The sequence below is a fragment of the Phycisphaerae bacterium genome, assembly GCA_041652575.1.
Classification (GTDB): domain Bacteria; phylum Planctomycetota; class Phycisphaerae; order Sedimentisphaerales; family UBA12454; genus UBA12454.
Genome location: JBAZHC010000024.1, coordinates 1 through 10951, shown reverse-complemented (window position 1 = coordinate 10951; position 10951 = coordinate 1). Strand labels below are relative to the sequence as shown.

The 10951-nt window shown below is 43.1% G+C and carries 8 protein-coding genes and 1 tRNA gene; 7 read left to right on the top strand and 2 right to left on the bottom strand.

Annotated features, from left to right (window positions below; genetic code table 11):
• Positions 1 to 115 precede the first annotated feature (115 nt).
• The 5 genes from WC496_12695 to WC496_12675 all read left to right on the top strand — a co-directional run bounded on the left by WC496_12695 (position 116) and on the right by WC496_12675 (position 5916).
• Positions 116 to 712 carry a hypothetical protein gene (locus WC496_12695; GenBank protein ID MFA5293872.1) on the top strand — a complete coding sequence of 199 codons (597 nt, stop codon included), beginning with the start codon at positions 116 to 118 and terminating at the stop codon, positions 710 to 712.
• Positions 713 to 890: 178 nt separating this feature from the next.
• Positions 891 to 4517, top strand: a complete 3627-nt coding sequence (locus WC496_12690; GenBank protein MFA5293871.1) for a right-handed parallel beta-helix repeat-containing protein — start codon at positions 891 to 893, stop codon at positions 4515 to 4517.
• A gap of 126 nt (positions 4518 to 4643) precedes the next feature.
• Positions 4644 to 5510 (top strand): S-methyl-5'-thioadenosine phosphorylase, encoded by an 867-nt coding sequence (gene mtnP / locus WC496_12685; protein MFA5293870.1) that lies wholly within the window; start codon positions 4644 to 4646, stop codon positions 5508 to 5510.
• A 46-nt stretch (positions 5511 to 5556) separates the two neighbouring features.
• Positions 5557 to 5630, top strand: a tRNA-Val gene (locus WC496_12680).
• Between the two features lie 112 nt (positions 5631 to 5742).
• The gene (locus tag WC496_12675) at positions 5743 to 5916 is read left to right on the top strand and encodes a hypothetical protein (protein ID MFA5293869.1); all 174 of its coding nucleotides are present in this window, start codon (positions 5743 to 5745) and stop codon (positions 5914 to 5916) included.
• On the opposite strand, the gene WC496_12670 is transcribed toward WC496_12675, so the two are convergent.
• Positions 5913 to 7856, bottom strand: coding sequence for an ABC-F family ATP-binding cassette domain-containing protein (locus WC496_12670; protein MFA5293868.1), 1944 nt, complete (start codon positions 7854 to 7856; stop codon positions 5913 to 5915). The genes WC496_12675 and WC496_12670 overlap by 4 nt on opposite strands.
• A 247-nt stretch (positions 7857 to 8103) precedes the next feature.
• Here WC496_12670 and rho point away from each other — a divergent pair, with 247 nt between their 5' ends.
• Positions 8104 to 9204: a transcription termination factor Rho gene (gene rho, locus WC496_12665; protein MFA5293867.1), complete on the top strand. Its 1101-nt coding sequence runs from the start codon at positions 8104 to 8106 to the stop codon at positions 9202 to 9204.
• Between the two features lie 89 nt (positions 9205 to 9293).
• Here rho and WC496_12660 read toward each other — a convergent pair whose 3' ends face one another.
• Positions 9294 to 9701 (bottom strand): FHA domain-containing protein, encoded by a 408-nt coding sequence (locus WC496_12660; GenBank protein MFA5293866.1) that lies wholly within the window; start codon positions 9699 to 9701, stop codon positions 9294 to 9296.
• A gap of 168 nt (positions 9702 to 9869) precedes the next feature.
• Between WC496_12660 and WC496_12655 the strand changes: the two genes are divergently transcribed.
• Positions 9870 to 10517, top strand: a complete 648-nt coding sequence (locus WC496_12655) for an HAD family hydrolase (GenBank protein ID MFA5293865.1) — start codon at positions 9870 to 9872, stop codon at positions 10515 to 10517.
• Positions 10518 to 10951: the final 434 nt, after the last annotated feature.

The window sequence follows — 10951 nt, the reverse complement described above, 5'->3', positions numbered from 1 at the left end:
TTTTAATGGTAAATTTGGTATAATGAATTATTGAGTCTGGCTGATGATTAGGCAGGATGCGGAAGTCCAGACGGAGAAGAAAAAATTAGGGAGAAATTTTTTAAGGAGCGAGAAAATGAAGAAGTTAGTAGGGGCGGTTTTTGCAGTTCTGTTTTTATTGCCGGTATGCGCGAATGCGACACCGATTGATGTCAATATTTATAGTAACGCAACGATTTCGTCCGGCGAATACGGAACTGTAAACATTTATGACACCCCGCCAGACCAGACAACCGTCACAATGACAAATGGTCAAATTGAGTATTGTAACATTTTTGATACATCTGTTCTTAATTTTTCCGGTGGAAACGTTTTGGTTTTTAGTCTTTATGACACTTCTAATATATTTGCTAATGCAACAACATCACCAGGTTTTGATCTATATAATGATAGCATTGCATATTTACATTCATTAGGTAATTTCATAAATGTTCGTATATATGATAATGCGAAAATTCATATTTATGGAACCTCATTGCAACTCTTAATACCAGAAGGCACTTCGGGAGCTGTAAAGGGATATTGGGAGAATGGACAAAGTTTCACCATTGCCCTTAGGAATACCGGAGACTTTAATCCTTTAACACAGGTAGTTCTGCATGAAATCCCGGAGCCGTCTACGATTTTTATATTTGGATTACTGTCATTATTCATAAGAAAAAGAGGAAACTAAACACCCACATCTTTTTACGGAGGAAATCATGTCTGCATTTTTAAGAAAATGTTATCGGAACTTTTTTGTTTTTATTATTTGTTTAATCCCTTTTATAAGTTCAAATAGTTTTGCACGTGATGGGGAATTTGAATTGAATTGTCCTTACTGGTATATGCTATTTGATAGCGCAGGATACATGGATATAACGGAATGGTATCCTTCAGAACGACACGAATATGGCCCACACGAAATGACAACGGGTGATATAGCAGCCGCAGTTTATTATCAAAATATTAATTATAATAATGAGGCTGAGTGGCTTACGGATTATTTTAGAATACCAACTTTTAATACTGGTTCGCCATTCGTTTTTAACTGGTCTCATAATGAATCAAATAGCATTTGTAATCCTGTATGGACAGACCAATACCAACCAACAGGGTATATTCCAGGTACGGGCTATTATTCAATAAGTTCAACCGGCAACGACACTGCATGGTCATCACTTGATGATGGAAAGTTAGCGGTTACAGTCTATTATGAAGTTGTTGATTTAGGCGAACAGGACGCTAATGGTGTTGGCGGCTCGCCAATAACATTTCGTGACCCGAACGGAACTCCTGTATTTTGTTATTCAGAACGATATGTTTTGCTTTTGACGTACAAGTTCAAAAATTTAAGCACAACTTCGGATGTCAACGGCCTTGAGTTTTACCAAATGCTTCACGGCCATCCTGCATTTCAAACATACAATACACATGGTATGTATGAAACAGCTAATTTTTATGATTCATTATCAAATTATCTTCCTTGTGACTCGAATCATCAGGTTGGCAATTTTCGTTATGATATAACACTTTGGAATTCTGGTGATCCTCAAACAGAACATGTCGATTGGATGAGTATAAGTTCAACAATTGAACCCGTAGATTACGGCTTTAATTATTTTGGCGATTATAATTATTATTTATATATGGGAGCTGATATCAAAAGCAGAAACCTCAATGATGTTAATAATTTGTATGGTAACGAAGTCGCCGGTGCGATGAAATGGTATATTGGCAATTTAGGCCCACTCGAAACAAAATCCATTACTCTTGCTTTAATGTATGGTGTTGGCCCAATTCAGCACACTCCGCCGATACCGCCATTGCCAGATGGCATAGAAGTCGATATTTTCAAAGATGATGGACTTGATGAGGGAGATTGCGTTGGCCCCTCCACCCAAACAGTTGAAAGGGATATAAATTACACAATCGATTATTTCGTTCTCAAAACGGACATCTTCGACGAAAACAACATCGAAGTAAACGACGTTACAATCGTTGATTTCCTCCCCACTTCCGGCGTTGATTTTATCAGTGCCGAACCCAACTACTATTGCGACTATAACGAAGCCGCGAAAACCGTTACATGGTACATCGGCGATGTCAACACAGGCTCCGGCTTCGGCGTTTTCGATACCCTGACGTTAAAAGTAAAAATTAGAGAAGATTGTCCGCAAGGCAGTCCGCTTACAAACACCGTATATTTTTATAGCGGCGGTAATCTTATCAAAACCGATGCGGTAGATACAAACATCTGCTGTGAAAATATTATTATTTATGTCCGCCAGGATGCTAATGAAGGCGGAGACGGCCGCAGTTGGCAAACCGCGTACAAAGAATTACGCGATGCACTGACAAATATTACACTCTGCACCGAGCAAATTTGGGTCGCGGCCGGGACATATTATCCGACAGAGGCAAACGACCCATCGCCAGGTAATAAAACTTTTACATTGATTGATGGAATTGATATTTATGGTCATTTCGCGGGCTGGGAAAGCAGCATCGACCAGAGAAATCTCGCAGATACAAATAATACGACAACTCTCTCCGGCGATGTGGACGATGATAATGACACCGGCGATGTCTCGAATGTCGTTACCGCCGCCGATTGTATATTCGACGGCTTTACTGTTACAAAAGGAACGCAAAAAGGAATTTACTGCTACGGCAGTACGACAACAATTAAAAACTGCATTGTCAAAAACAATAATAATAATGGCATAAGCTGCGAAAATGGTTCAAATGTAAATATTATTAATACTTTCGTAAATACGAATGCTTCTCATGGTATAAATTGCAGCGATTCCGGTACACAGGTAAACATCGACAGATGCACAATTGCATCACATAACTCAGATGGCATCGCCGGTATTATGGTAAATTCCGGCTCTATTGTAAATGTAACGGACAGCATTATTACAGGAAACTATAACGGCATTAGTGGAGATGGCGTTTTTACCGTTGAAAGATGTGACGTTGTTAATAACAGTAGTGGCGGTATATCCTGTAACGGTAGTGCGGAGATTCGAAGATGTAATATACAAAACCATAATTATGGGTTTATAGGCGATAACGCCTTGCTGATGGGGAATATCATTGCCAATAATAACGTTGGTGTATACGGAGGGAATAATTTAGTTGCTAATCGGATATATTCCAATAACTACGGTATTTACGCTACTACTTCTAATGCCGATATTATTTATAATACGATTGTAGATAACGATACTTATGGTATTCTTCTGTATTACGCCGACCCAAATATTCATAGTAATATTATTTGGGGAAATACTAACGGCCTTAATGGCACATCCACGAAAGTAAACTATAATTGTATTCAAGACTATCCCGGTGGTGATGGCATAGGAAACACAGATGAAAACCCTCAGTTAAGTAATTATCATTTGATGCCCGATTCGACATCCTGCATTGACAAAGGCGACCCGAATTTCGTTGCCGAACAAGGCGAAACCGACATTGACGACGAACCGAGGATAGTAAACGGCAGAACCGATATAGGTTCTGATGAGTTTTACGTTAACGATGCGGATTTCAACGAAGATGGTATAGTTAATTCAGCCGATTTGCTTCTTTATTCGGATTACTGGCTTGAAGATGTGAATTCTTCGATGCCTGCCGATTTTAATGATAATAATTTTATCAATTTTGAGGATTTCGCCGTCTTTGCACAGAACTGGCAGTGGAATGCCGCCTGGCCGGATAATGAGATATTGCTTGCTGAGGACTTCGAAAATGGTATTCCCAATGATTGGACTTTAATCGATGACTATAATGATGGCAAAACATGGAGGACAGATAATCCCGGTTATGAAAGTAGTTCATATTGGACAGGAAATGCTTGTATCGCTGACAGCTATTTTGGAGAAGATGCGGATATGAATGAAATGCTTATTACATCTGCTGTCGACTGCAACGGAACATTAGGAGTTACACTTAAATTTTCTCATGATTTCTCTTACTCTGGTTGGGGAGATGCAAATGCCGATGTCGATATAAGCATTAATAACGGCCCGTGGCAAACAATACTCCAATATACAGATTCATCAAGTGGAAATATTACTGAGGATATAAGCGGAATTGCTGCTGACCAGTCGAACGTCCGAATTCGCTGGCATTACAATGGTTATTATTGGGCTGGGTATTGGGGCATAGATAACATCGAAATTATAGGTAATTACCGTATGCCGCCGATTCGATGTGTCGGCAGACGTGGGGCGTATTTTGAAGATACAGGCAGTCAAATAGAAATGATGATGTCGGAACAATCCGAACCGGAACTTTTATTGATGCCTGCACAAATGCAGGCTGAGGCAATGACAGTGGTACAAGTCGAACCTTTGGTAGTCGATGTTAACCAGGTACTCGACTGGCTCGATGAATTGTGGAAAAGCGATGAGGATTTTAAGGAATCGATGAGCGAAGAAGAGTATCTTGAATTCAGGAAATCTATTGATGAGGAATCGGAGGAATAGGGATTAATTCTAAAATACCGAGACAAAAGGCCGGTTTTTCGCCGGCCTTTTTTGTTTATTGTAAAGACTTGTTTTGTGGGGTGTTTATGAGTAAAATTACAGAAAATTTTTAAAAGGGAAACAATAATGTCAGAAATTATAGGCCTGATAGGCGGTTCGGGAATTGGTGATGTATTGCAGGAGCGGCTTGATAATCTCCGCCATGTCAAAGTTGATACGCCTTTCGGTCTTCCAAGCGATAATATACTTACAGGAACTTTCGCCGGCAGAAAAGTAGCTTTTCTGAACAGGCACGGCCGGGGGCATAAATACAGTCCATCCGTTGTTACGTACGCGGCAAATATTTACGCATTAAAAAAACTGGGCGTAAAATCGGTAATCGCAAGCGCCGCTGTCGGCTCGCTTACGCAAAAAATAAAACCGAGGGACCTTGTGATTGTTGACCAGACGATCGACAAGACATTTAAAAGAAAAAATACTTTCTTTGATGATATCGCGGTTCATTGCGAGATGGCAAATCCTTACTGCGACAGATTAAGAAAAATCCTGTTGAATGTTTCCGGCAAAGTAAAAACAAATGTCCACAGCAGAGCGACGTATGTCTGTATGGAAGGGCCGCAATTTTCGAGCAGGGCCGAATCGCTTATGCACCAAAAATGGGGCGGCCAGCTTATCGGAATGACGGCAATGCCTGAAGCGAAACTCGCAAGAGAGGCTCAGATGTGCTTGGTGCTTATCGCGATGGTAAGCGATTATGACTGCTGGCGGAAACAGAAGAAAGCCGATGCGCAGACAGTGATAGAGGATATTATCGGTAATCTGTATGAAGCGACGGAAAACGCGATAGGTTTGATAAAGACGGTTTTGCAGTCGGAAAAATCGCTGTGCGATGAAAATTGCTCCTGCAGAAAGAGCCTCCAGCTTGCTGTCTGGACAAGAAAAGAACAAATCAATCCAAAATACGCCAAAATGCTTAAAATATTGAGAAGCTAAAAAAGACTTGATAATTGCCCTGAAAAATGGATAATTCACATTGATGGGGCGGTTAGCTCAGTTGGCTAGAGCGCCTGCTCGACACGCAGGAGGCCGTAGGTTCAAGTCCTATACCGCCCATTACCTAAAGCCCTGAAATAGTTAAACATCTATAAAGTTTGCTGATTGCGCCTCTTGCTGAACGTCGGATCGTCCACATTCCATACGATACAAAAGATAATAGGAGATTGTTATGCAAATTGAAAAATGCGCAGGCTGTAAATACTGGGAGTGGGATAACGAGCCATCAGAAATAAAATACGGTACATGTCATAGATACCCAAAACTAATAGAAGATTATGTGCTTGTAAAGGAAAACTACTGGTGCGGTGAGTTCAAAGGTAAAAGCCAGTTGCGCAGCGGTTAAATCTTACTTGTTCTCAGCTCATACACTCTATAAAGCAGTTCGAGATATTGCTCTTTTTCTTTGGCCTGCGATTGCACCTGTGCGAGCAGTTTATAATCTTTATAGACTTTTTCATTACCGAAACTTTCGTGCAGTTCTTTAATCTTTGCCTCGGTCTCCTCAATTGCCTGCTCAATTTTTTCCACTTTCCAGCCGTTAAATTGTTTCAGTTCCGGCGGAGTAGTCTTTTTCGGTTTATCCGGTCTTGACTTTTTCGGCTTTGCAGCCTGCTGTTCTGCTGCCTGTTCAGACCGTTGCTCCAAAAGTTCGGCATATCGGCTAAATGAGCCGTCTATAAATTCAAATCTGCCCGGTGTCGTTTTGCCAAGTTCATCTGCCCCGAGCACAATAAGCCGCCTGGCTATTCTGTCGAGAAAAAACCTGTCGTGACTTATTGTGATGATAGTCCCGGTGTAATCGGCAAGTGCATTTTCGAGCGCCTCGATGCTCGGAATATCAAGGTGGTTTGTCGGCTCATCGAGGATAAGAAGTTCGGGTTCTGACAAAACCAGTTTGCAAAGCGCCAGCCGATTTCGCTCTCCGCCGCTAAGGTCAGAGACCTTCTTAAACACATCGTCTTTGACGAACAAAAACGCCCCGAGACGCCTGCGCATCTGTTCGGGCAGAATTGTCGGAATGACCGAAGAGGCCTCTTCAAGCACGGTATTTTCCGGATTCAGTTCCGCTCCCGCCTGGTCAAGATAACCGATGGAAAGGGACTTTTTAATCGCGATTGTTCCTGCTGTCGGCTCTATTTGTCCGAGGGCAAGTTTCAGCAGCGTTGTTTTGCCCATACCGTTGGGGCCGATGACGCCTGTCCGCTGGCCGGTGAAAAGCTCGAAACTTAAATTTTCAAACAGCGTCAGGCTGCCAAAACTCTTTGTAAGATTTTTACAGATTACCGCAGCATCGACTCGCTTGCCCCGGTTTTCCACCTCGGCAAATTTAAAACTAAGCTCCCTCGTGTGTTTTGGTTTTTCGAGAAAGTCAGGATTGGCCTTGAGAAGGCTATTGAGCCGCGTTTGCCTGCCTTGCGCGACATTTTTGGTTCCCTTGCGGTTTATGTTGCGTACAATAAAGTCGCGGGTTTTTTCGACAAACTCCAGACGCTCTTCGTACTGACGAGTCAGTTCAATGTTCCGCTTCTCCTTTTCCTGCCTGTAAGTGCTGTAATTGCCCGGAAAAACATCTGCCCTGTGGTCCCTGATTTCCACGATTTTACAGACCAGCCTGTCGAGCATAAATCTGTCGTGGCTGACAATCAGCGCAGCACCGCCGTAGTTTCTCAAGAATTTTTCAAGCCACAATGTTGCATCCCAGTCGAGATGGTTTGTCGGCTCATCGAGCAGCAGCAGGTTGGCGTCCGCCAGCAGAACCTTCGCCAGTCCCAGCCGGGACAATTGTCCTCCGCTAAGCTGCGTTGTTTTTAATGAATAATGTTTTTCCTGAAGCCCCAGGCCGGCGGCGATTTCCTTTATTCTCGTTTCATACCTGTAGCCGCCTGCAATTTCAAATTCGCTGCTGAGCCGTTCATATTGCTGCATTGCGGAATGCAATTCATCGCCTGAAAGCAGGCTTAATGCCTCGGCTGCATCGTGCATTCTTTTTTGCAGGTCAAGTATTTCCTGTGCGCTGTCGTGTAATTCTTCGAAAACGGTTTTATGGCCGTTAAACACCGGCTCCTGCGGCAGGTATCCGATTCGCAGACCCTTTCTTTGGTGGACATCTCCGGCATCTGCCTGCATTATTCCAAGAATTAATTTCAGCAGCGTGGTTTTTCCGCACCCGTTGCTCCCGACAAGTCCGATTTTCTCGGCGGGGTATATCTTCAAATCGAGCCGGTCGAAAATCACCTGCGACTCGAATGATATATGTATATTTTTTAAAGTTACTATTGGCATTGATACATTATACAGGATTTTTATCTAAAATCTATGATTACTGTTTCTGGCAAATCATATAATATACGGTATAATCGTTATCTCTGAAGAATGAAAAAATGTTCACTGTCATTTCGACCGAAGTTCGCGAAGCGGACGGAGCGGAGAAATCCGTTTTTTACGATTTCTCGGCTTCGTCTTGATAAATCAAGACTACGCTCGAAATGACATCGAATGTCAGTTTTAAAAATTTTGGAGAATAGATTTAATGCCGGATATTGCCACTGGAATTTTAAAGCTTGATAGAAATGGCACGGGACATTTGGTCAGTGTCGAAAGGTCGCTGCGCTCAACTCCCGGCGATTGTGTTGTTCCTGCGCAGTTGATACGCCAGTATAGACTTGCCGAAGGCGCTGTAATGGCCGGCCCATTTAGTTTGGTCAGGGGCAGAAAAGAATTGTCGGCAGTGGACTCGGTATGCGGCTTAAAGCCGGCGGAGTTTCAAAAACGCAAGCCTTATAACGACCTTGTCGCTGTGAATCCTGATAAGCGGTTTAATCTGGCCAAAAGCGGTGAGAAGAGTATGCGGATAATCGACCTTGTGGCGCCGATAGGAAAAGGAACGCGGGGATTGATAATATCGCCTCCAAAGGCAGGCAAGACGGTGCTGCTCGGACAAATAGCGGAAGCCATTCTTTATGACGACCCGAAAACGCACGTGATTGTGTTGTTGATAGACGAGAGACCTGAAGAGGTGACCAGTTTCAGGCGTAAGATAAAGGGTGCAGAAGTTCTCGCAAGTACTATCGATGGAAGTATCGAGGAGCATATCGCACTTGCGGAGCTGATGCTTGCCAATATCAGAATTGAGCTCGAATGCGGCAGAGATGTGGTAATTCTTGTAGATAGTCTTACGCGGATGGGCAGGTCGTTTAACCGCAGGGGGGCCGGAACAGGAAGGGTTATGTCGGGCGGAGTGGAGGTCGGAGCATTGGAGACGCCGCGAAGGTTTTTCGGAATGGCACGGAATGTCGAGAACGGCGGGTCGGTTACGATTATTGCGACCATACTGGTCGATACCGGCTCGCGGATGGACCAGTTGATTTATGAGGAATTTAAGGGGACCGGTAACAGCGAGATAGTGCTTGACCGTTCGCTTGCCGAGGCGAGGATATTCCCGGCGATAAATCTCCCTGCCAGCGGAACGCGAAAGGAAGAAATCTTATACGGCGAGCAGGACATGAGAGGGCTCGCGACGATGAGGCGGGTGCTGTCGAATTACAAACCAAAAGAGGCGATAGAATCCATGGAGAAGCTGTTGAACAAATACCCGACCAATGAAGAATTTCTGCGAAGTCTGTCGAGGTAAAAACAAGGATGAATAGAGCATCCTCACGGAAGGTTAACTAATACCGCACAAAAATCCGCAAATCCATATCCGGCCTGATTAATGTTTTTCTATATTTCGCCGGTAAACGTTGCACTGCCGTTCATAATATCCGAATTTGCTTTTGAGATGTCCGGCGTCGGCTGAATCATATCGTTGTCCGGGGCAGTTATTTCGCCGGGTTTGCCGTCAATCTGAACTGTAAATGTCAGTGGGCCCACCTGGATATGGTCGCCGGGTTTGGCGTCCATTTCATTTTCGATTTTACTGCCGTTGACATACGTGCCATTGCTTGAGCGGAGGTCGCGAATCTTAAGCAAATCGGTTTCCTGGCTGATTTGACAGTGTCTGCGGGAAACTACCTGTAGCGGGATGCACAAATCACAATCCGGCCTTCGGCCGAGAATAGTGGCCTTGTTGCGGACAGGAAACACCTTCTTACTACCGTCTTTTTTTAACAGTATTAACGAAACATTCATAAGCTCCCTTTCAGGCTGCAGTGTGGAGCGATTGTATTATATCATAGTATTTTGATTTTGCAAGTTTTTATGTAATTTGGATAAAATTTTCTTTTTTTTTAGGCTGTTTAGTTGACATTGTGGGCCGATTTTTATAAACTGTCGGCTTACTTAGATTTTGAGGCAACAATGACTTACAAAGCGGCAATTTTCGATCTTGACGGAACATTAGTAAATTCGCTGGAAGACCTGACTGACGCAACTAATTATGCACTAAGAACTTCCAACCAGCCGGAACACACCGCCCAGGCAATCCGGCAAATGGTCGGCGAGGGGACAAGAACACTAATCAGCAGGACATTGGCACCAGATAAACGACACCTAATCGCAGAAGTACTGAAAAAAATGCGCGAAAAATATATTCAAATATGCCTCGATAAAACCCGGCCATATATGGGGTTACTGGAAGTAGTAGCAGAACTCGTTTATCATAAAGATGCCAAACTTGCAGTCCTGACCAATAAAGACCAAAAAATGGCACAGAAAATCGTATGCCATTTCTTCAACGGATATTTCCAAATAATAAAAGGCACTACAAACGCAATAGCTGTGAAACCACAACCTCACGAAGCATTGCAAGTACTTGAAAAACTTAGAGTTAAACCACAGGAAACAATCTTCGTCGGAGACAGCGTAACCGATGTGCAAACCGCAAAAGCGGCAGGAATAAAAATGATAGGCGTAAGCTGGGGATTCAGAGGAACAGAAGAACTCATAAAAGCAGGAGCAGAAAGAATCATAAACGAACCAAAACAATTACTCGAATTTTTTGCGTAGCCACCAAGACATCCGCCGTCGCCAAGGCTATGGCGGGACAGGCAAAGACACAAAGATTTTTTAATGTAACTCATTTATTTACGTTGTTGGAAATGCTACAAGTCCTTATTTTTCTAAAAAAATAAAAGAGTTATGAAAAAAAGTTCGTCAAAAACGCGCAACTTCCTTTTATTTTCGCGCAAGTTGACTAAAAAAGGGCCACAGATTTCACTGATTTTGTACAGATTTTATATGAAAAATTCAAAAAAGTGAGGAGTTTTTTCGAGTTTTGGGTAGTTTTTGGGGGTTTTGGAACAAAATTTTTAGCCACAGATAAGCTATGAAACCGGAGCCTCCAAGCTCGGTTATAATACGGGATCGTTATTCAACGTCCCAAAAATTTAACGCGTTCCCGCTTGTTGCGGCTCGCAATAACCTTTTTGCAATGGAGGCTC

Coding starts and splice junctions, on each gene's coding strand:
- WC496_12695 (MFA5293872.1), top strand. CDS start 116: ATGAAGAAGTTAGTAGGGGCGGTTTTTGCAGTTCTGTTTTTATTGCCG.
- WC496_12690 (MFA5293871.1), top strand. CDS start 891: ATGGATATAACGGAATGGTATCCTTCAGAACGACACGAATATGGCCCA.
- mtnP (MFA5293870.1), top strand. CDS start 4,644: ATGTCAGAAATTATAGGCCTGATAGGCGGTTCGGGAATTGGTGATGTA.
- WC496_12675 (MFA5293869.1), top strand. CDS start 5,743: ATGCAAATTGAAAAATGCGCAGGCTGTAAATACTGGGAGTGGGATAAC.
- WC496_12670 (MFA5293868.1), bottom strand. CDS start 7,856: ATGCCAATAGTAACTTTAAAAAATATACATATATCATTCGAGTCGCAG.
- rho (MFA5293867.1), top strand. CDS start 8,104: ATGCCGGATATTGCCACTGGAATTTTAAAGCTTGATAGAAATGGCACG.
- WC496_12660 (MFA5293866.1), bottom strand. CDS start 9,701: ATGAATGTTTCGTTAATACTGTTAAAAAAAGACGGTAGTAAGAAGGTG.
- WC496_12655 (MFA5293865.1), top strand. CDS start 9,870: ATGACTTACAAAGCGGCAATTTTCGATCTTGACGGAACATTAGTAAAT.